17 protein-coding genes are annotated in these 21437 nt (G+C 56.5%); 8 read left to right on the forward strand and 9 right to left on the reverse strand.

Annotation, left to right across the window (positions count from 1 at the left end):
* The first annotated feature begins 71 nt into the window (after positions 1-71).
* From KI613_RS17690 to KI613_RS17700, 3 genes are read left to right on the forward strand one after another with little or no spacing between them, the layout of a single operon-like run.
* Positions 72-1412 carry a tyrosine-type recombinase/integrase gene (locus KI613_RS17690; RefSeq protein ID WP_226401829.1) on the forward strand — a complete coding sequence of 447 codons (1341 nt, stop codon included), beginning with the start codon at positions 72-74 and terminating at the stop codon, positions 1410-1412.
* Positions 1396-2991 (forward strand): site-specific integrase, encoded by a 1596-nt coding sequence (locus KI613_RS17695; RefSeq protein WP_226401831.1) that lies wholly within the window; start codon positions 1396-1398, stop codon positions 2989-2991. Before KI613_RS17690 ends, KI613_RS17695 begins: the two co-directional genes overlap by 17 nt.
* 2 nt (positions 2992-2993) lie before the next feature.
* A complete protein-coding gene (locus tag KI613_RS17700) occupies positions 2994-5114 on the forward strand; it encodes a hypothetical protein (RefSeq protein ID WP_226401833.1) in 2121 nt (706 codons plus the stop codon).
* Between the two features lie 730 nt (positions 5115-5844).
* On the opposite strand, the gene KI613_RS17705 is transcribed toward KI613_RS17700, so the two are convergent.
* Positions 5845-6111, reverse strand: coding sequence for a helix-turn-helix domain-containing protein (locus tag KI613_RS17705; protein WP_226401835.1), 267 nt, complete (start codon positions 6109-6111; stop codon positions 5845-5847).
* Between the two features lie 147 nt (positions 6112-6258).
* Here KI613_RS17705 and KI613_RS17710 point away from each other — a divergent pair, with 147 nt between their 5' ends.
* The 3 genes from KI613_RS17710 (at position 6259) to KI613_RS17720 (ending at position 8009) form a co-directional block, all read left to right on the forward strand.
* Positions 6259-6684, forward strand: coding sequence for a hypothetical protein (locus KI613_RS17710; protein WP_226401837.1), 426 nt, complete (start codon positions 6259-6261; stop codon positions 6682-6684).
* A gap of 68 nt (positions 6685-6752) precedes the next feature.
* The gene (locus tag KI613_RS17715; protein ID WP_226401839.1) at positions 6753-7091 is read left to right on the forward strand and encodes a hypothetical protein; all 339 of its coding nucleotides are present in this window, start codon (positions 6753-6755) and stop codon (positions 7089-7091) included.
* Between the two features lie 306 nt (positions 7092-7397).
* Positions 7398-8009, forward strand: coding sequence for a DNA-binding protein (locus KI613_RS17720; RefSeq protein ID WP_226401841.1), 612 nt, complete (start codon positions 7398-7400; stop codon positions 8007-8009).
* 198 nt (positions 8010-8207) lie between these two features.
* Here the strand turns inward: KI613_RS17720 and KI613_RS17725 are convergent, their stop codons facing one another.
* The 3 genes from KI613_RS17725 to KI613_RS17735 all read right to left on the reverse strand — a co-directional run bounded on the left by KI613_RS17725 (position 8208) and on the right by KI613_RS17735 (position 11255).
* Positions 8208-8600 (reverse strand): helix-turn-helix domain-containing protein, encoded by a 393-nt coding sequence (locus tag KI613_RS17725; protein ID WP_226401843.1) that lies wholly within the window; start codon positions 8598-8600, stop codon positions 8208-8210.
* Between the two features lie 358 nt (positions 8601-8958).
* Positions 8959-10320 carry a chromate efflux transporter gene (gene chrA / locus KI613_RS17730; RefSeq protein WP_226401845.1) on the reverse strand — a complete coding sequence of 454 codons (1362 nt, stop codon included), beginning with the start codon at positions 10318-10320 and terminating at the stop codon, positions 8959-8961.
* Positions 10317-11255, reverse strand: a complete 939-nt coding sequence (locus KI613_RS17735) for a chromate resistance protein ChrB domain-containing protein (protein ID WP_226401847.1) — start codon at positions 11253-11255, stop codon at positions 10317-10319. The genes chrA and KI613_RS17735 overlap by 4 nt, the downstream gene beginning before the upstream one ends.
* Before the next feature lie 131 nt (positions 11256-11386).
* Here KI613_RS17735 and KI613_RS17740 point away from each other — a divergent pair, with 131 nt between their 5' ends.
* Positions 11387-12421 (forward strand): DMT family transporter, encoded by a 1035-nt coding sequence (locus KI613_RS17740; protein ID WP_319004078.1) that lies wholly within the window; start codon positions 11387-11389, stop codon positions 12419-12421.
* Positions 12422-12520: 99 nt separating this feature from the next.
* On the opposite strand, the gene KI613_RS17745 is transcribed toward KI613_RS17740, so the two are convergent.
* From KI613_RS17745 to KI613_RS17755, 3 genes are read right to left on the reverse strand one after another with little or no spacing between them, the layout of a single operon-like run.
* Complete coding sequence (locus KI613_RS17745; protein ID WP_226401861.1) at positions 12521-15637, reverse strand: efflux RND transporter permease subunit; 3117 nt, start codon at positions 15635-15637, stop codon at positions 12521-12523.
* A 12-nt stretch (positions 15638-15649) separates the two neighbouring features.
* Positions 15650-17206 (reverse strand): efflux RND transporter periplasmic adaptor subunit, encoded by a 1557-nt coding sequence (locus KI613_RS17750; RefSeq protein ID WP_226401863.1) that lies wholly within the window; start codon positions 17204-17206, stop codon positions 15650-15652.
* Positions 17203-18420 carry a TolC family protein gene (locus tag KI613_RS17755; protein WP_226401865.1) on the reverse strand — a complete coding sequence of 406 codons (1218 nt, stop codon included), beginning with the start codon at positions 18418-18420 and terminating at the stop codon, positions 17203-17205. The genes KI613_RS17750 and KI613_RS17755 overlap by 4 nt, the downstream gene beginning before the upstream one ends.
* Positions 18421-18622: 202 nt before the next feature.
* Here KI613_RS17755 and KI613_RS17760 point away from each other — a divergent pair, with 202 nt between their 5' ends.
* Positions 18623-18838, forward strand: coding sequence for a hypothetical protein (locus KI613_RS17760; RefSeq protein WP_226401867.1), 216 nt, complete (start codon positions 18623-18625; stop codon positions 18836-18838).
* 465 nt (positions 18839-19303) lie between these two features.
* Here KI613_RS17760 and KI613_RS17765 read toward each other — a convergent pair whose 3' ends face one another.
* On the reverse strand, positions 19304-20692 hold the full coding sequence (locus KI613_RS17765) for a heavy metal sensor histidine kinase (RefSeq protein WP_226401869.1): 1389 nt from the start codon (positions 20690-20692) through the stop codon (positions 19304-19306).
* A complete protein-coding gene (locus tag KI613_RS17770) occupies positions 20692-21366 on the reverse strand; it encodes a heavy metal response regulator transcription factor (RefSeq protein ID WP_226401871.1) in 675 nt (224 codons plus the stop codon). Before KI613_RS17770 ends, KI613_RS17765 begins: the two co-directional genes overlap by 1 nt.
* Positions 21367-21437: the final 71 nt, after the last annotated feature.

The following is a 21437-nucleotide window of genomic DNA, read 5'->3' on the forward strand; positions in this document are numbered from 1 at the left end:
TGTATAAAAACGAACTAATTGTGGAATTTTGTTATTTACACAACCACAGCGTTTAGGTAAGGTAATGCTAATTGCACCGCCAAGAAATGTGTAAACAAATGCAACCCTTTGTAGTCAGGAACCTGCGCTTTGAGCACGACGCCATCGCTGAACGGCTTCCTCTCTTGGTAGACAGCCGTACAGGCATCCCAGTAGTAGAGCCTTTGCAATATACCCTGGAGTATCTCCGTCCCTTCATGGCGCCAAACACCATCGAACGGTTTTGCCGGGTGATGCAACTCTTCTTCCTTTGGTTGGAATCCAACCGCATCGACCTGACTGAACGGATGCTCTCGCGCGGCATTCTCCTGCAAGAGCACGAAATCAGCCAATTAGCAGAGCTATATAGGTTAAAGGCGGAAGACTTCGTCGCCAAATGTAGAGCAAAGCCATTGGCCCCGAAACATTCCCGGGTGGTCAGCCTGGAAAAGGCGCGGCAGTTAATTCGACCCACGCCATCTGAAGATGAAGAGGTCGGCAGCGACTACTTGGCCACGCGACTTTACATGACCCGTTGTTTTCTGGAGGCGCTGGCCAACAAGTATTCTGGCAACCTAGCGCTTTCGGATAAATATCGTTTTTCTCTGGTTGCATCCAAGGACTTAGTATCCGCTCGATTGGATGCACTTACCCCACCTGCTCGCGGGAATCCCAATGCCCCGATAGGACTCTCTTCCAGCGAAGTGGCACTACTGCGCTCAATCGTCGCCCCAAACTCACCTCGCGCCCCCTGGAAATCGAAGTTTGTGCGGGCTCGTAACCATCTCATCATCGAACTACTTATTTCCCTCGGCTTACGCGGTGGCGAATTGCTTAAGCTAAAGACCACGGATATTAACAAGGCCGGTGCCTACCTCTCTGTGACGAGAACGCCTGACGATAAGGAGGACACCCGGCAATTCCAGCCGCAAGCCAAGACGGCAGCCCGGCAACTGCCGCTGTCCTCCGACCTGGTAACCGAGCTTGACCGGTTCATACGAGAGCAGCGTGCAAACATTCCAGCCAAACAGAGAAAGCACCGTTTTGTCTTTACTACCGATGACGGCAAGCCATTGTCCGAGCACTCATTAGGGGACATCTTTCGGGACCTGCGTAAGCATTGTCCGGACCTTCCTGTCAATCTGACCGCTCATAAGCTGCGATATACCCACACGGACCATTTATGGCAAACCTTGAGCGCTTTGCGTGGCACCGCTGATGAGAAGAAGACGGCCCTGCGTATCCACCAAGGCTGGTCAGATAAGTCGTCGATGCCCGAAAAATATGGGCGTCGGTATTTGAGTAGCATTGCAGACCAGGCGAGCATAAAGAATCAGACACAGTTGCTCAACGACAAGCCCGCCCCGGAGGAACTTGATGACTGCCCCTTCTAATCGATGCCCGGGCCAGGAGTCAGCCCCCGACGACTTACCGATAAGGGTTACATCGAAGGACGGTTTGGTTATTAATCCCTGTGACATGGTCTGGCAAGGGCGAGATGCGACTGACACGGTCTATATCGACTTCAGGCCTTTTATTATGTTGGCAACACCGGCACTGTTAAAGTCTCTGAAGCTGACGTTAGTTTGGTACTTACGCAATCGCGGGCTGGCTTCTGTAAAAAAGGCTGCTGAGTTATTTGAAGATTTGCTGGAAACAGAAACCGAGATGGGCTCAATCGAATTGCCTTACGCCGAGGTAACGGGGAGCATGCTCGTGAACTACCGAGTGGACGTAGTCGAGTTTTCCCCAAACACATGGCGAGTCTTAAAAGGATTCTTGAAACAATGGCATCGCCTTGGCCATCCCGGACTCACTGCTGACTCAGTAAAGTATCTTGAAAAAACGCGAGACAAGTCCGTGCCTGTCGGCCAAGCGGTTAAAACGCTCTGTCCTATCTTTGGGCCGTTCTCAGTATTGGAAAGGGAGGAGTTCGACGCGAAACTTCATGCCGCCTTTGCCGATGGTCGGCTCACTGACCTGGACTTTGCTCTACTGTTTCTGGTTCGCATCTTCGGTGCCCGACCCACGCAATTCGCCCAAATGAAGCTCTGCGATGTACTCCGGCAAGCATTGCCGGATGGTGGGTACGACTACTACCTTAGAATCCCTTCCGCCAAAAAGAGGCGAGAGAGCAGGTCTGTGTTCAAGACGCGACTATTAGTAAGTGACTTTGGCGAGTTCCTGTATCGCCTAAGCAAAAACTTGGAAATCCAATTCAAGGACCACTTGCAGGACCCAAGACAGGCTCCCTTATTCCCGGGAAGCTTTGCGCGGAAATCGTTCCCTGCGACGGGCTACGAATTTCATCGCACACGTTCGGCTATGGGTAAGCACATCAGGTATCTAGCCTCCTCACTGGAATGCGTCTCTGAACGCACCGGGGAACCAATGAATATGGTGGCCATAAGGTTTCGCCGGACCGTAGCCACCGTGTTGGCAGAAGAAGGCCATCCGCCAGAGGTCATCGCTGAATTTCTTGACCATGCCAACATTCGCCATGTCGTCGTATATGCAGGAATCACTGGCAAGCTGCATCAACGCTTTAACAAAGCAATGGCCCTTAAACTAGCACCGGTGGCACAAGCTTTTGCTGGCCTTCTGGTTTCACGCCATGAGGAGCCAAATGGTTTTCGAAAGGTGCGTTGTCCAGAATTGACTGGAACTTACGAACCCATCGCCAATTGCGGCAAGTTCGGTTTCTGTAAGTTCAACGCGCCCATCGCTTGCTACACCTGCGCAGGCTTCCGACCATTCACGGATGCGCCTCATGAACTCATCCTGGACCATTTACTAGCTGAGCGCGAACGGTATCTCTCCACCCAGAACAAGACCTTGGCAGTCACAGAGGACCGTACCATCGTGGCAGTCGCCGAAGTTGTCCGCTTGTGCACGGGCAGGCCAGCAGCCGAAGTGTTGGAAAACTACCGTCGGGCAAAGGAAGAGCGGCCAGTTGAGAAGGCGGCTAACTGACGATGGGAGAACTGATTGCATTTGTCCCGCGGGCAGACCGCGCGGCTGTTGATAATTTATCGGATTTTGTCACCTTCGTTCGCAAGTTGAAGGTCTTTGGCGCCTACCGGCAGTTCGACCACCACATTTGGAACGTGACGGACTACTTTGATGAGAAGGGGGAGCGAAATATCCATTGGTACGCTTTCGATGAGCCCAATGGCAATAAGCTGGTGCAATCCAAAAGCCAAGTATTGGAAGCCCCTTACCTAAACTTCGCGAAGGCCTATCTTACTCACGATTTCGCGCTGCAACCGGTAGCCATCACACCAGTAGCAGACCGGCTAAAGGCCTTGAAGATACTGGAACTGGCCGCCCGCCAAATGAAGATAGGCCTCCAAGTTACAGACCTCACTGGAGCTGTATTTTCCAGGGCTCAAGATTTGTGCCTGCAATCGCTGAGTCCGGCCAGCATCTACAAGGTTGGCATACACTTATCTAGCATTGCGGAATTCCTACCTGCCAACGGACTTGTTCGAGTGCCCTTTGTTTGGAAGTCTAATGCGCCCGCTCCCGCAGACACAACCGGAGCGCTGGGTTTAGAGGGGGATTTGGCTCGAGCAAAGAAGCTTCCTTCCAAGGCTGCCATCGACGCTATCCCAAAAATATTTCACATTTGCCATACCGATGCTCGTTATGACATCCCTACTCGCATCGCAACCTCAGCGTGCGCTGTGCTGATGAGTTGTCCTGCACGATTGAGTGAACTACTGGAGTCAGTGACAGATATAGAGGTGCAAGCATTCTCCGCTAGTAACAGCGGATATGGGCTTCGCTGGTGGCCGAACAAGGGAGGCACTTCCATCGTAAAGCCGATTCCGGAGTCCTTGGTTGATGTGGTCAAGCAAGCCCTTGAGAGCATCCGTGAAATTACAGAACCAGCCCGAAAGCTAGCCGCTTGGTATGAGCAGAATCCCGGAAAGCTATATTTCTACCCCGATGTGGCCCACCTAGCTGACAAATCCTATTTCACAATGAGTGAACTGGGTGAAATCATGTGGGGCAAAGATTTCAACCCGGAAACAGTTCGGACATGGGTTCGTAAAAACGAGATTTCCTATCAGAAAGAAAACCGCCGTGGAACGGTTACTCGCTTTCTTTACAAAGCCAAAGACGTTGCCCGACAGGTACATTCACAACTCCCGCATGGGTTCCCTTATTTTGGAAAAGACAAAAAAAAGCGGTATAGCGAATTGCTGTTCGTCTATCTTGGGCAGAGACTCAGCACATCATGTCGCCCGAACCGCTGCTGCCTAACTCATTACAACATGAGCAAATTTACACGGGCGTTGACTGGCACGGCTGAGGGTGAGGGCTCGATATTCAACCTCTACGGCTTTATCGAAGCCGATGGCTCACCTATCAGAGCCAACTCGCATCAGTTCCGGCATTGGCTGAATACCCTGATGAACGCTGCCGGCATGTCTCAAATTGATATTGCCCTTCTCTCTGGGCGGAAAGACATCCAGCAAAACAACGTCTACAACCACCTGACACCATCCCAACGGGTAGAGCGTCTGCGTATTCAGGTCTTAGATAGTGTGGATTCCAAGGGGCATTTTGCACTACCCACTGCCATCGTTCCCATTTCCAAAGAAGAGTATGCCGCTCAACGTATTCCTGTGGCCCATATGACAGACTTCGGCGTTTGTTTTCACGACTACTCGCAGGAACCCTGCCAGCAGCACAGGGACTGTCTGATGTGCAACGACCATGTATGCGTTAAGGGCGACGAGGAAGCAGAACGCAAACTCACCGAAAAGCTGGAGCGAACTCGACACCTGCTGGAAAACGCCCGTCAAGCCATGGACGACGAAGAATACGGTGCCGACCGCTGGGTTGCTCACAACACGAATTTGGTGACGCGGATGGCGGCCATGCTGGATAAGCTACGCGACCCGGATATTGCCCAAGGGGCCTTAATTCACCTGACTGTCCAAGACCAACCCTCAAAGCTCAAGGTCGCACTAGAACAACGCGTCCGTATTGAACTAGATTTTCCCCACGGAGTTCCCCTTGAAGCCAAACAAAATGCACAGTACATCAAGCGCCTCAACCAGCAGGTCAAGGGCGCCGGCACTTAACGAAAATAGAATTGAAAGCATAGTTCGACTATTAGACCAGTGGGAGGGTGAGCTCACATGGGTACTACTCGCCAAGCGCATCGAGAAGGAGCTTGGTAGCCACTACACTCGCCAGGCGCTGGACCGGCATGCTCGAATCAAGCTTGCCTACCAAACGACCAAGAAGCGGGTATGCACCTCGCCCAAGCCGCCAACCATAAGCAAAGCCGAGCTAACCCGTAGAGCCAACGATTACGAAAGCCTATTGAGAGAAAACGAGCGCCTCAAAACAGAGAACACGGCATTGCTTCAGCAATTTGTAGTCTGGTTGTTCAATGCCGGACAGAATGGTGTAACACGGGAGATGCTGAACAAGTCCTTGCCCCTGCCTAACCGAAGGGCGAGCGTGCCCCCTTTGGCCCAACACAGCCACGAAAACCGGACCTGAGCGCCACACCGACTGTCGATTATTATAATGATTTGGTACGGCTCCAATCGCCCTAGAGCAGACGCTGTATGGCAGTTTAGTTCCCAGCCGCTTATCTTTAGATTGAGAAATATTCGTTTCGGGCCTATTTAGCGGTAGCCATAACCTAAGTACCGTTACTCCGGCCAGAGGGCTAACGCTGGCGCCTCCCTTTTGAGCAGTGACAACTGCCATTCGTGTACTCAACTGAGGTTAGGTATTACCAATCGGAGAATGGCAGATGCTAACTAGAAATGGCGCGAAGCGTAATTTCAGTAGCTTCAGTCAGTCTGCTTGAAGCGAGTTTGGTGGAGCTATTTCGTGTTGATTCGCTGCCAGTATTTCGGCTTGACGCATTAGCTCGGATGCACTTACTCCGAGTGCGTCAGCAATCAGCCACAGAGTAAAAATACTCAGACCAACCTTACCCCGTTCAATACGGCCGACTCCGTTTCTATGAAGCTTGGCCGTTTCAGCCAGCTTCTCTTGTGAAATGTTTAGACGCTGCCGGGTGTCCCGTATGACACTTGCTAGTGCTTCGACTCGATTCATGCCTCTTCCCAGTTTAGGGGCCGAGTTTCAGCTGCTTTTCTGTTAGAATCTACACACTAAAATGTTCCACCCTAAAGTGTTCATTGCTTGCCAATATGCATTTGATTGGCCGGGTGAGGCTTGCCTGTAATCAATGGGGGTGTAGATTTGGAACGGAAACGCATTAAATATCACCCGAATCGTTTTCACGGCCTTTTTCCTGACGGGGATTGGCACACAAGATTAGCTACGGCTCTAGTATTGGCAAAAAGTGATACGACTTCGCGGGAGTTAGTTGCTGCCATTGAGGTCCTTGAGCAGTTGCTTGCAAAAAATGACGAGTGCAGACATACAGTGACTGCCGTTCAGTCACCACCGTTAGGTATGGAAGCAGCGTTTTTAATGAGCTGCATAGAGCAGTGCATCGATGTAGAACCTGCCAATCTTTGCCTGACTTCGACAGGGCAAATCGAGCTAACCATTACTGCGCGCGGTTACCTCAGCACTGTGCAGGGTATGGCAGCGTTGATTCTTTCGCGCGGGATGGCTGAGGCCAAAGCTATCATTTCCACAGCAGCATGGGCTTATAAATGAACATGCGGAGTACAGACCATTGGCTCGGCAGTTAAGAGCGTTAACTACATATTCGTTACTTGTCTATCATGATACTCATTCCAGATGATTTTCCCCGTGAAACCCCTCTTGGTTCGGTACCGGGTATTCAACCTAAGATACCTGTCCGCCTGGTTGAAGGTCGCTACATTGTTGGCCTAACAGACGAAGAACTGCTTCAGCGCTACGAATACTGCGATGACCTCGTACAACAGCTCGTCGCTTATTGCCGGCGCAAAGCAGATGAACATCCGGAGTGGTCTCACGAAACCACACTGGGCCGGATGGCGACAGGAGTGGCACGGAAAGGGCAATCAGGGGAGTGGGACGTCACCGCTGAGGAGCAAAGGTGGATGGTTTCCCAAATCAAGCTATTGCTGGGATGGTAAATCCTAGGTCTCTCGCCCGGTCGGAGTGGTTGCAAATTCACAAGCTAATTCAATAGTTTCAACCGCTGTTCCCAGGGAGTCATTACCTTTATGGACAATGACTCCGATATCACCCCCTCCTCCAAGGTGAATTCGTTGTTCTAACTTGGCCAGAAGTGCAGGAGCAATCGGCGCATCGCTGATGGTTTTCTCGTCAGCCCTTTAGGCCAAAAGCTGGCAACGAAGCGGCAAACGCAAAGCAGTATTGAACTCCTCGCTAGAAATTACGATAATTACTGTAATGTAATTATCGTAAAGGAGACTCGCATGCGTGAGATAGCAAGTTTCGAATTTGTATCCGACGCCGCTGAAGCCCTGCTGCTCGAGGGAGTCGAACCTTCCATCGTTAATGTCCAAAAGCGAATCGGCGGCGGGTCATACAGTACCGTAAAGAAACACCTTGCCGCATGGGCTGAAAAACGCGCGAAGGATGCGGCCGCGGCTTCCTCTGTGCCAGCGGAGGTGCTAGCCAAAGCCCAGGAGTTTGGTCGAACTCTGTGGGGGTTGGCTTCCATGGAAGCCCAGCGAGAGATTCAGAAAGCCAAGGAGGACGCCCAAGTTGAACTTGCGGCCGTTCGCAGTGAACTGGCTGAAGCAACTGGGGTCATTGCACGATTGGAAAACGTTGAAGCAGAACAAGCCGCAACGCTTGAATCGAGCCAAGCCCGGCTACGCGAAGTTGAACTGGCGTTGGTGGAGGCTCAGACCAAAGCGCTCAGGGTTCCTGTGCTTGAGAATGCCTTGGCTGATGCGCGTGCAGCCACAGAGAATCTCCGGGCTGAACTAACCCAAAAAGCTGCTGAGGCAGGAAGATTTAATGGGGAAGTTGAGACCCTGCGGACTCAGGTTCGCGAACTGATGGCAGCTCTGAAAAAGTAAGAGCGTTGCTCTAAGCGGGGTGCATAATCCACATTGAATAGCGGCACGATGCGTACTTATCCGATACATAGCAGACGCCAAGGGCTCGACGACCTCTCTCCACAAAGGTGTTACTACGCAACTGACCAAAACAGGGGGTTCGGCTTAGGCGGAATCTCTTTGCGCATTTGAAACAGTCGCTTTATAGGGGACGCAACATCACAGCCCTGGTCGGCCAGCGGCAATCCACTTGTCTGTGAGCGCGAGGCCCAGCCGATAGGCCAACGGCTTTCGAGTGCCGATGGGAGCGGTGAGCTTCTCAATGAGCGACTGCCGGTCGGCCGAGAATTGGAACCCGTTGCTGACTAACCCTGCCGGCCAGGAGGCCGCCACCGCCTGCGCCGGGAGCGCATACCGGGTGGCCGGCCCGCCATATCGCTTCTGGATGCGACCCTCCGCAACCATCTGGGCCAGGTGATAATTGACCGTCGAGCGCGGGGCCTTGAGTGCCGCTGCAATGGCTTCGGGGGAGCACTCAGCTTGGCCGGCGGCCAGCTGTTGGCCTAGATACCCGCGGATTTCGGCTTGGAGGTCGCGGCGGGGAGTGGCCATCTTCTCACTACCTTCTCAAAATATTGAAAGATAAGTCCATCTTCCAATAAACGTCCAAGTTATTAGAAGAAGAAAGCCAGGGAGACGCATTGCATCCCCCAACCGTCTAAAGCCACATCCCGGTACTCCGGTTCGAAAAACCTGGCTTTGGCTGACTGGCCGCTATCGGGAAACCACTACGACAGCTTTGGGGCGGCTTGCGACAGTTCTCGCTTCGAATTCATAGCCGGAAAGCGGCCTGTGAATTCCGATTCCTGGAAGCGGCCAGTCGCCACTGGGTACTCACGACCCAAAGCAGGCGTTGACACGGTTCATTTTAGGTGGCAACTAAGCGTCTCATTGCTGACATACGCGGAACTCACATCAGTGTCTTGACCATGAAGCCAATGACTGCGCAGGCCGCAATCACATGGATGACGTTCGCCTTAAACCGGAACAGCGCAATCGCAGCCCCCAAGGCAATGACTGCCGACATCCACTCGAACGAACCCTCAAACCCCTTTGGCCACAGGACGTGGTAACCGAAGAACAGGGCCAGGTTCAGGATGACACCGACCACAGCGGCCGTAATGGCGGTCAGCGGTGCCGTGAATTTCAGGTCGTTATGGGTCGTCTCAATGAAGGGGCCACCCATCAGGATGAAAATGAAGGACGGCAGGAAGGTGAACCAGGTAACCAGCGTTGCGGCAACGGCCCCCGCCAGGAACAGGCTGTCCGGACCAAACACCGCTTTGATGTAGCCGCCGACAAAACCGACAAAAGTAACCACCATGATGAGCGGCCCCGGTGTGGTCTCGCCCAGCGCCAGCCCGTCAATCATCTGAGTTGGTGTCAGCCAGCCGTAGTGTCCGACCGCGCCCTGATAAACGTAGGGCAACACCGCATAGGCACCACCGAAAGTCAGCAAGGCCGCCTTGGTAAAGAACCAGCCCATCTGCGTCAGCGTGTGCTCCCAGCCGTAACTGGTCATGAGCATGCCCATCGGCACCAACCACAACAGTCCGCCAATGAGAGCAACCTTCGCCAGCTTCGTCCAGCCGAAGATAGCGTGTTCAGGTGCCGGCGTGTCGTCGTCAATGAGCGCCCGACCGAACGATTTATCCGCCTTGCCATGCCCGCCGCCAGCCTTGAACTTGTCCGGCGCAATGCGCCCGCCGAAGTAACCAATAGCCGCAGCTACCGCGACAATGGCCGGGAACGGCACGTTGAGGGCGAAGATGGCAACGAACGATGCGGCCGCAATGGACCACAACACGTTGTTCTTCAGCGCCCGCGAACCGATGCGGTGCGCGGCCTGCACGACGATGGCAGTCACTGCAGGCTTGATACCGTAGAAGAGTCCGGCCACGAGAGGCATCTCGCCGAAGGCGATATAAACCCACGACAAGCCAATCAGGATGAATAGCGATGGCAACACGAACAGGGCACCGGCGACAATGCCACCCCAACTCCGATGCATCAGCCAACCGATGTAGGTAGCCAGTTGTTGAGCCTCAGGTCCGGGCAGCACCATGCAGTAGTTGAGCGCATGCAGAAAACGCCGCTCGGAAATCCAGCGCCGACGTTCCACCAACTCCTCGTGCATGATGGCAATCTGTCCGGCCGGGCCGCCAAAGCTGATGAAGCCAAGTTTCAGCCAGAACAGGAAGGCCTGCCAGAAGCTGACTTCAATGGGCGCGTTGTCGAGCGTTTCGGATTTCTCTGTCAGGGTCTGATTCATGATTTCTGGCCTTTCTCAAAGGAGGCCAGTAGTCCGTCAAAGATGTTGCTGGCAAATGCAAAAAGCTGGTCGTCGTCGAGGATGGTGTCGCGCAGACCGGCCAAGACTCCTTCGATACCAGCAGCTTCGGGCGGTTGAACCCCGCCGACGTCCAGGAAATGCACTAGGGCACCGAAGCGTTGGAGGGCCGGCGTTTCCAGACCAAAGCTGGCAAGCAGTACCTCGAAGGTCACTCGGGCGCCGACATGGGTGAACGTTGCACCATCGAAGTCAAAACCCAAGGCATCGGCCGGGCAGTCAGATGGGGTTGCCAGCCAAAGCAACTTGGCCTGCGGGTCGATGCAGCGGCGAATCAGCCAGGAACTGGCCAGCCTGTCCACCCAAGGGCGCCGACGCGTCGCCCAGACACGTCCCTGATATTCGGCAAGTTCCAAGCGGCCAATCGCTTCGTTGATGGGGCGTGGTTCATCCGGAGAAAGCGCCCAAGCTGCCCGTTGTTCGACATCACACAGGGCTTCATCCGCCTGTTTCTGTGCTTCGCCGGGAAAGAAGTCGATGGCAAGCAGGTTAGTGAAGGTCTTGCGCAGTCGGCGCGCCTGCTTCAGCACCTCGTTTGCCGTTTCCGGGTTAAGCCCGTCCCGAAGCGTCGTGATATCACCCAGCAGATTCGCAAAGTCGGCACTACGGTCGAACAGGGAGACAAAGTTGCCGTCGCTGGGTTCTTCAATGCGGACGACCAAGGCGGTCCCGTCGGCAGCCCGGACATCTGTTGCGACGGACTCAAGCGTGGCTCGGCAGGCCTCCCGTTCCGGCATCAGATAGACACCATCCCGCAAGACGGCCGCACCCGATGCCTTGAGGCTACGCCAGGCGCGCATGCGCGCCGTCGCGTTCTCGGTTGGGAGGCTGGTAATCAGTGCAATCCATGTATTCATGAACACACTCTACAATTAAGTAGAGTTTTCTACAAATATGTTCTTGAGCTGCACATCAGAAAGCGAATCCACTTGCATGTCACAATCCTGAGAAGACTATCCCTATCACCATCATGAGTCTCCGAGCTTCCATGTTCAGTCCGGGTGTCGTTGCAGCCCTCGTCGCAGCGTTGCTGTTTGGCGCCAGTGCGCCCATTGCCAAGTGGTTGTTGCAGGATGCCAGTCCCTGGATGCTCGCCGGGCTGCTCTATCTGGGTTCTGGTCTTGGCCTTACGCTATACCGCCTGGTGACTCATGCACCAGCCGTTTCCCTCCAGCGCGGCGAGGCTGGCTGGTTGGCTGCTGCGGTACTAACTGGCGGTATCGCCGGCCCAGTGCTTTTGATGTATGGCCTGACCGGGATGCCTGCTTCGGGGGCAGCTCTCTTACTAAATGCCGAAGGCGTCCTGACCGCAGTGCTGGCCTGGGTTGTGTTCAAGGAGAACTTCGACCGGCGAATCGGCTTGGGCATGCTGGCCATTGCCGGCGGAGCAGTGATTCTGAGTTGGCCCGGCGAAACCCGGTTTGCCGGAGCACTGCCGGCCATGGCGATACTGGGCGCCTGCTTGTGCTGGGCTATCGACAACAACCTGACACGAAAGGTGGCTTTGCTTGACGCTACCTGGATTGCCGCCGTCAAAGGGACAGTTGCCGGCAGCGTCAATATCTCTCTTGGCCTAGCACTGGGAAACCAGTTGCCGAACTGGTGGACCGTACAGGCAGCTATGGTTGTGGGGCTTCTCGCCTATGGACTAAGCTTGGTCCTGTTTGTCGTCGGGATGCGTCATCTCGGTACCGCCCGCACGGGAGCCTATTTCTCCGTGGCACCATTCTTTGGTGCCACCCTGGCGCTTTTGGCCGGCGAACCGATTACTTTCCCGCTGTTGACCGCAGGACTACTCATGGCTATTGGCCTTTGGCTCCATTTGACAGAGCACCACGAACATCAGCATGCCCACGAATCCATGGAACACAGTCACGAGCACACCCACGACGAACATCACCAGCACATACACGGGACTCCGATAGCTCCTGGAACAAAGCACGCGCATCTACATCGGCACGAGCCCATGGTGCATGTCCATGCCCACTTTCCCGACGCTCACCACGCCAGCCATCCGCATTGAATCGTAGCCGTCTTGGCCGTTCACGGTGTGCGGCTCAAGCCATCAAAGCAATATCAATTTCCTTGATGGTTTGCCGAAAAAACAGGTTCTATGTTTGCTTCAATCAAGCAGGGAGGGTGTTTTTGCAATAGTTCTTCCTATTTGTCCGAATCGAAGATAAAGCGCCGGCACAACGACCATATTCAACAGTGTCGAACTTGCCAGCCCAAACAGGATAACGACTGCCATCGGCGCCTGAATCTCGCTCCCGGGTTGCCCGGAGGCCAAGGCGAGTGGCACCAGGGCCAGGCCGGCCGCCAAGGCCGTCATCAGAATGGGCACCAGGCGTTCTTCCGCCCCGCGCACGACCGCTTCCCTGGCATCCTTGACGCCTTCCTGCTCTGCCAGATGGTGAATGTGGGCAATCATCATCACGCCATTGCGGGTGGCAATCCCGAACAGTGTGATGAAGCCGATGATGGAAGCTACGGACAAGATACCGCCTGTGGCAAATACCCCAATCACCCCGCCAATGATGGCCAGCGGCAGATTGAGCATGACTAGCAAGGCATCACGCGCCGTGCCAAAGGCTACGAAGAGCAGCAGGAAGATGCCAACGATGACACCCACGCCCAGAATGGCGAGGGTTTTTCCAGCATCCTCGGCGCTCTCGAACTGCCCGCCATACTCAACGTGATAACCCTGCGGCAAACTGACCTGGCTGCTGACGCGGGTACGGATGTCGGACACCACACTGGCGAGGTCGCGTTCGGCAACGTTGGCCATGACGACCATCTTGCGCTGCACGTTCTCACGGGTGATGTAGTACGGCGCCCGGTCGTTACGGATTTCAGCCAGGGCTGACATCGGCAGACGAGCGCCGCTGGCCGTGGTGATGAGCGTCGCCCGCACTGCATCCAGATTCTCCTTGGTGGATGGGTCGAAACGAACCGTCAGGTCATAGGTTGCCTGGCCTTGCTGGATACGACTGACCGCCATGCCGGAGAAAGCCATCTCGACGGCTTCGGCCACCTGACGAATCGACAGCCCATGGCGAGCCAGGGCATCGCGTTTGAAGCGCATGGTCAGGAAGGGGATGTCGCTCTGCTGCTCATCCGAAACATCAACAGCCCCAGGCACCGCTGTGACCAATGTTTTGATTTCCCCGGTCAGCCGGCGAAGCTCGTTGAGGTCCGGTCCAAATATCTTCACCGCGATGTTCGAGCGGTTGCCGGACAGCATGTGGTCGATGCGGTGGGAAATTGGCTGGCCGATGACCACCTGAGTGCCCGGTACGGAAGCGAGGTCGCCACGCAAGGCTGCCAGGAATGCCTCCTTGCTGCGCTCCCCCATTTTGAGGGTGACCTCGATTTCCGAGGCAGACACATCCATCGCATGCGGGTCACCCTCAGCACGGCCGGTGCGGCGGGCGGTACTGATTACTTCAGGGTGCGACAACAGGATTTGCTCGACCATTTCACCCATGCGGCCGGACTCTTCCAAGGCGGTTCCCGGCAAGGTGGCGGTGCTGACCGTCAGCGTACCTTCATTGAAGTCAGGCAGGAAGGTTCGCCCGGCCAGCGACAGCCCGACCAAGGCTGCCAGCAACAGCCCGGCACTGAGCAGGGCCACGGAGCGCCACCGGCTGACTGTCGCTTCCAGTATTCGTCGATACCCACGGTGCAAGGAGGCAATGAAGCGCGGCTCGATACCTTGCTCGACAATCTTCGACTTGGGCAGAAACAGTGCCGAGAGCACTGGCGTCACGGTAATGGCTACCAGCAGAGACGCCGCCAGGGAAACGACATAGGCGAAGCCCAATGGCACCATCAGACGGCCTTCCACCCCGCTCAGGAAGAAGAGCGGCATGAAAACCAGCATGATGATGACCGTGGCGAACACGATGGAGCCTTGAATCTCGCGCGTCGCCTCGTAAACCACCGTGACCGCAGCTCGTTGCCCCGCCTCGGGTTTGGCCAGGTTCTCACGCAGCCGGCGGACGATGTTCTCGACCACGATGATGGCGTCGTCCACCAAAGCACCCAAGGCTATCGCCATGCCACCCAGAGTCATGGTGTTGATGGTGGCACCCAGTGCCTTCATCGCCAGGATGGCCGTGACCAGCGACAGCGGGATGGCTATCAAAGTGATGGCTGTTGCCCGCGCCGAGAGCAGAAAGGCGAAGACGATGGCGATGACCAGGATGGCTCCGTCGCGCAGCGCGGTGAGCAGGTTGTCGATGGAGACGCGGATGAAATCGGCTTGCCGGAAAATGTGGCGCTCGATTTTCATGCCCTCGGGCAGACCGGACTGGATTTCCTCCAGGGTTTGGTCAAGGCGCTCGGTCAGCTCCAGCGTATTGGCTCCGGGCTGCTTCTGGATGCCCAGGATGACGGCCGGCTTCCCGTTGTGCGAACCGATACCGCGCTTGGGCGCAGCCCCGATGCCGACTTCGGCGATATGCCTTATCAAAACTGGTTGGCCGTCGCGCACACTGATGACTGTATCGCCAATGTCGTCGAGGGTGTTGATACGCCCCAAGCCCTGAATCAGGTATTCCTGCCCGGACTCGACATAGAAGCCACCAGAGGAATTCTGGTTCGAGTCGCGCAGCGCCTGCGTCACCTGGTCGAGCGTCACGCCATAGGCAGCGAGCCGCTCAGGCTTAACGGTCACCTGGAATTGCTGGGTGTCGCCGCCGATAGGCAGCACTTCGGCCACGCCAGGCACGGCCAGGATGCGCCGTTTGAGCACCTGTTCCGCCGTGTTCTTGAGGACGATGCCGGAATGCCGGTCGGAGTTCAGGGCGATGAAGAGGATTTCTCCCATGATGGAGGCCGCTGGCGTCATGGCTGGTGCCGCCACATCGGGTGGCAGCGAAGCACGCGCCACTTGCAGGCGTTCGGCCACGACCTGGCGAGCCCGGTAAAGGTCAGTGCCCCACTCGAATTCGACGATGACCACCGACAGCCCCACCTTGGTCGCGGAACGAACGCGACGGACGCTGGGCGCGCCGTTCAGTGCCGTCTCGATGGGGAAGGTGACCAGGGTTTCGACATCGGTCGGTGCCATCCCATGAGCTTCGGTGACAACGGTGACCGACGGTGCGGTCAGGTCAGGAAAAACGTCAATCTGGGTGCGCGTGGCCTGCCAACTGCCCCAGACCAGCAACAGGATGCCGGCCAGTAGCACAAACAGTTTGTTGCGCAGCGACCAGGTGATGATGTGTCCAATCATGTCGTCACCTCATCAATGCGCGTGGCCGTGGCCGATTTCGCCACTCTTGGTCGCCGCCAGCTTGAGCAGGTAGGCCCCTCGCGAGACAACGCGTTGTCCGGGCTCCAGGCCCTCGATGACCTCGACCCAATCGCCATCGCGAGCCCCCAGACGAACCGCCTGGCGGTCAAAGGATTCACCGCTGCGCAGGATGAAGACGCTCGGGATGCCAGCCTCATCGATGACGGCCGAGGCGGGAATGGCCAGGACTTCTTTGCTGCTGCCGGAAACGACTTGCCCCTTGATGGCCATGCCAATCCGCAGGCGCTCATCCGGTTGCGAGAACTCGAAGACCACGGGCACCGTCCGGGTCACGGTATCCACCGCGCCGCCGACTGCGATGAGACGCCCGTTCTTGCCGGCAGTCACCTCGAAGGCCTGCTCGATACCATCGACACGGAAGGTGGCCCCGGTCGGCGCCCGCAGGCGCACCGCATCCGATTCCGGTACCTTCAAATCCAGCCAGAAGACGCGGCGGTCGGAGACGTGGAATAGCGTGCTGCCTTCCTGTGCAAAGCCACCCGGGGTGGCGCGTACATCGACCAGAACACCGCTCACTGGCGAGCGCAACGGGATGCCACCACTGGCACCACTGTACTGCCCCAGACGGCCATCGGCCGCTTCCAATGTGGCTCGAGCGCTAGCTTCCTGAGCGCGGGCAGAGAGCAGACGTTTTTCAGGAACCGCTTCATCCTTGAACAAGCCCTCCATCCGGGCCAGTTCACGGCTGGCCAGGTCCAGTTCCACCTTGGCTTTACGTGCATCGGCCTGAAGCGAGGCCATGTCGGTGTCACCACCCAGACGCGGGGCGAAGTAGGCCAGTATCTGGCCTTTGCTGATTTTCTGACCCAGCACCGGGAAATTGCCCGAGGCCTTGACCGTCCCGGCTGCGGGCGCGGTGATAAGAGCCTCGCCATCAGGGCGTGCGATAAGGGTTCCGGATGCAGGTACCGAGGTGCGCATGACTTTGGTAGCCACCTCAGCCGTTGCGTAATCCACCTTCCACTGCTGTTCCTTGGTGAAGCCGATGCCCCCTTCTTCCTCTTCTGGGTGCTCGGCTTCTGCACGCTTGCGGTCGGGATAGACGGTAATGGCCCCCAGGTTGTGACGGGTGGTGAAGTCTTTCGTCACCACTTCCACGGTCAACTCCCTTTTCCCGGCCATTTTGGGCATGCCGATTGGCCGGAAAATACCCGCCTGGCTGGGGGCCTCGATAGAGAAGGACTCTTCCGGCTGGCCATTGCCGGACAGAATGACGGTCACCTTGCCGGCCGCCAGCGCCCGGAAGTCGCTGAGCGTCGAGAGATGGGCGGCGAAGGCCGATTCCTCACCGACGACGAGTTGGGGAAATTCGACGAACAGTTCGGTCTTGTCACCGTAGTGGGTGATTTTTACGCCACCGGCGCCGTGGTCGTGACCATGCCCTTGTTCAGCTGCTGCGGGCTTGTCATGGTCATGCGGCTGGTTGGCGTTATTGCAAGCGCCGAGGAGCAGCGCGGCGCACAGGGTAGCTATCAGGGTCTTGTTCATTGCGTCACGGTCCCGGTTAGTAGGTCGTATTCGATGCGCGCCTGGCGCGCCTTCCATTCCAGTTCGAGTGCGGTAATCTCGGTATCCAGCGCACCGCGGTAGGCATCAAGCAGTTCAAGCAGGGAGGATTCCCCGCCGCGATAGGCCGACTCGGCGATGCGCAGCAACTCCGGCGTCTCGGCCACTGCTTTGCTGCGGTAGGACTTGGCGGCGGCCGTCAGGCGTTCGAGCTGGCGTTGCAAGCCGCGCAATTCGCCTTCGGCGCGGCTTTTGGCTAGCCCATATTCGCTGCGCGCTTGCATGGCTTCGGCGGCTGCCCGGCGTTGGCCAGCCTGCTGGCGGTCAAACACCGGCAACGGGATGGCGACCGTCATGACCGTCGCGTTCTCCCGGCTGATGCCGTTATCGGTTTGCTTGGGGCCAACACCCAAGGTGACATCGGGAATCCAGCCTCGGCCGGCGGCTCGACCTTCGAGGTCGGCTGCCTCGGCGCGACGGGCCAAAGCTTGCAGGTCAGGGCGCTGGTCAAGCACGCTGGCAACGTCGGGCATGGCCACTGGCGTATTTGGCAGCAGTTCACCAAGCAGTGTGCCGGGGGCTTGGCCAGCAGAACCAAGGAGTGCAGCCAGACGTTCTTTGGCACGTTCCAGTTCCCCTTGTGTTGTCTGCAAGCGTGCATCGGCACTTTGTCTTTCGCGGGCCAGGCGGCGACGGTCATAGCCCGAGGCTTCGCCGGCACGGGAGAGCTTGTCGACGAGGCTTTCGACGCGAGCAAAGCGCTCGGTCCAGGTCTGAGTCGCACGTGCCGTTTCCTGATGGAGGAGCGCTTCGTGGAAACGCCGCCGAATCTCTGCCGCCCATTCGCCGCGACGCAGGGTGTTGCCCGCATACGCGGCTTCCACTCTTGCCTCGGCAGCTTCCTGGCGTAGTCCACGCCGACCGGAAATGTCGAAGCTCTGGGAAACCAGCCAGGTTTCCTCAGTGGTCGTGGAGGAGCCTCGCCCCTTGTCGCGCCCGTAGGAGAGTGTGGGGTTGGGGAGCGCACGTGCCGCCAGCGCATTGGCTTGAGCGGCGTCCACAAGCGCGTTGTTCAGGTCAGAGACCTCTGTACGAGCCAAGCCACGCCGAATAGCTTCGCTTTCGGTCAGGGATGACGGTTGTGCGGCTGCGGTCAGTGGCAGCGCAGCCAGTAATACACAGAATAAGTGTCGCATCGGACTCCTCGGGGCATGCAAATGGAAACGAGGTGGCCGGCAGGCGACAACGACGAAGACTGCCCAGGGCAGTTCGCGGAAATACGGCTAGCCGGCGTTAAAGCCGGGCTAACGGAGGTCGGTCAGTGACGCGGGGGATGTGCGAGGTGAATGCCGCAGATGGACCGGGCAACTCACTTCGAAATTCGGGTGAGGCAATATTTTGCGGGACTTCGAAGACGAGCATGCTGTAGACGTGATGGAAGTGGCCATCGTGATGGCCATCATCGTCGTGGTCTGCGTGCATGTCGCCATGAACGACTACGTCTCCCGTAACTTCGGCGAATTCATGGTGCCCTTCATCATCGTGGGCATGAAATCCCACGGCGACCTCGAAATCATCGAGATGCCCATGCAGGCTTGCCGCCGTTGCCAGTGAAAGCTGGAGCGGCAGAAGACAGATGAGAAGGATGGCCAGAATGCGACGCATGCGCCGGATTCTAGCTCAGTATTCAGGTGATTGTTGAGGATGAGGTCAGTCTGGAATGGGAGTGGTTGCAGCCATTCAATCCTAGCGTCGTCAGTTTCCGCTATTGGCCGGTTGGGTGAGTTCGCCAATGGCAGCTTCGGAGCAGTCCAGTTCGCTAAACCTGGTTTTGGCTGACAGGCAGCTTTCGGGAAACCGCCACGGCCGTTTTGGTCGTCGTGAGTACCCAGTGGCGACTGGCCGCTTCCAGGAATCGGTATTTCACTGGCCGCTTTCCGGCTATGAATTCGAAGCGAGAACTTTCGCAAGCCGACCCATTGCTGTCACTCATTGGCAGCAATGGGAACATCTGAAATCATGAATAAACCAGCCTTCAAGAATCCGAATTGCATTATCTATATTGACGTTGCATGCCACTCAACGTGGAAAGCGAATTGCAAACCTGGTTAAGCCACTCTCGGACGTTACCGAGACCTCCCCTCCATGGGCTTGGACAATCGAGCGAGTGATAGCCAATCCAAGGCCAGAGCCTTCCCCGTAGTGTTGACGTGATGCATCTGCACGGTAGAAACGGTCAAACAACCTTGGTAGATGTTCGGGCGCGATAGTTTCCCCTGTGTTCTCCACGGAAACGACGGTCTCTCCCTCTGGAGTTTCCGTGAGTTCAATAGAGATTCGTCCAAGTTTGGGTGTGTGGCGGACTGCATTCGACAGCAGATTGCCAATGGCACGGCGTAGCATTAACCGGTCACCAGCAATGGATGCCTCTCCTGAGCACGAGAGCCGCAATTGCTTCTCGTCGGCATAAGCTTCGTAATACTCCATCAGACTGGATACTTCGGCCCGCAGGTCTACATCCTCGCGGAGCGGAATCAAGAGATTGTTGTCGGCTTTCGCAAGGAACAACATATCGGCAATGGTTCTCGACAGGCGCTCAAACTCTTCCGCATTTGACGCCAAGACGTCCTGGTATTCATCGAGTGTTCGTGCTTTAGATAGCGTGACTTGGGTTTGGGTCAGCAAGTTACTGACGGGGGTACGCAGTTCATGTGCAAGGTCCGACGAAAAATCCGAGAGACGCCGAAAGGAACCCTCTAGCCTTGCGAGCATACCGTTAAGAGTCCGGACGACTTCGGCAAGCTCAAGAGGAATACTGCCTTCCTCGAGTCGCTGGTCCAACTTCTCCGCCGTAATATCAGCTGCATGGCGAACAATGTCATGCAATGGTGCTAGGCCGCGACGCGCTGCTAATCCCCCTAGGAGTCCTGATAGCGTGGCAGCAAGAGCGACGACAGCCCACATCGTGAGTCTGAACGACTGCATGAAGTGTTCGTGATGCGTCAAATCAGTCGACAGCGCAACGGTCGTTGAGGTCCCACCTGGAATGCCTGTTGGAGCCGTACCCATAATCCCCCGATAAAGATGCTGGTCGGAACCTGTCCAAGTTCGGGGGAATTGCGCAGCCGGGCCTTGAGGCTGGTTTCCCTTAGGAAATGAAGCTCCTTCGGATAGATACAGCGGTTTGCCCGCATCCCCCCAAATACCAACCGCCAAGCCGTGATGACCAATCAAAGCAGCGTCCAGTTGGGCAGGTATGGTTTCCAAATCACCAGGGCTGCGAGTCGCTGCGAGGGCGTGCTGAATAAGCTCGAGCTTGCCTTCAAGTAGTTCGAGGTCCATGTCCTCGAAATGACGCTCGACCAGCGAGCCTATGACCAAGCCAAGCAGTAGCAAGACTGACGTCGAGACGACCGCGAAAAGCAGCGTTAACCGCGTGGTAAGTGAGTTGCCGGCCACCCACTTCATTATTCGGCTTCCAGAACGTATCCCATGCCTCGGGCGGTATGAATGAGCTTCTGCTCGAACCCGTCATCGACTTTGGCACGGAGACGGCGAATGGCTACCTCAATGACGTTGGTGTCGCTATCGAAATTCATATCCCAAACCTGGGAGGCAATCAGCGAGCGGGGCAGCACCTCCCCTTGGCGGCGAAGTAACAACTCAAGTAGCGAAAATTCCTTCGACGTCAGGTCAACTTTTTTGCCTGCACGGGTAACACGTCGGCGCATCAGGTCGAGTTCCAGGTCGCCGGCTTTGAGGAGGTCAGACTCTTTCGCTTTACCCCCGCGCCGCAGCAAAGTACGCACTCTTGCCAATAGCTCGGAAAATGCAAATGGCTTGACCAGGTAGTCATCAGCACCGAGCTCCAGCCCCTTCACCCGGTCTTCAACCGAGTCTCGAGCCGTCAGAAAAAGTACCGGCATATCCTTGCCCGCTTTGCGAATGCCCTGCAGGACTTGCCACCCCTCGATGCCCGGCAACATAACGTCCAGCACTGCGAGGTCGTAGGCCTCGGTCAATGCCAAGTGTAGTCCGTCGAGTCCGTCTCTGGCGAGGTCGACCATAAAGCCTGCTTCGGATAGCCCTTGCTTAAGGTAATCGCCTGTTTTCGGCTCGTCTTCGACGACCAATATCCTCATCGAACTTCTCCCCGTGACGCACTGTGCTAGTGCTCATTTTGCGCTGTGGCGGAGGATTAGCCGCCTAGATA

Origin of the sequence: Ferribacterium limneticum, assembly GCF_020510585.1 — a bacterium.
GTDB lineage: Bacteria > Pseudomonadota > Gammaproteobacteria > Burkholderiales > Rhodocyclaceae > Azonexus.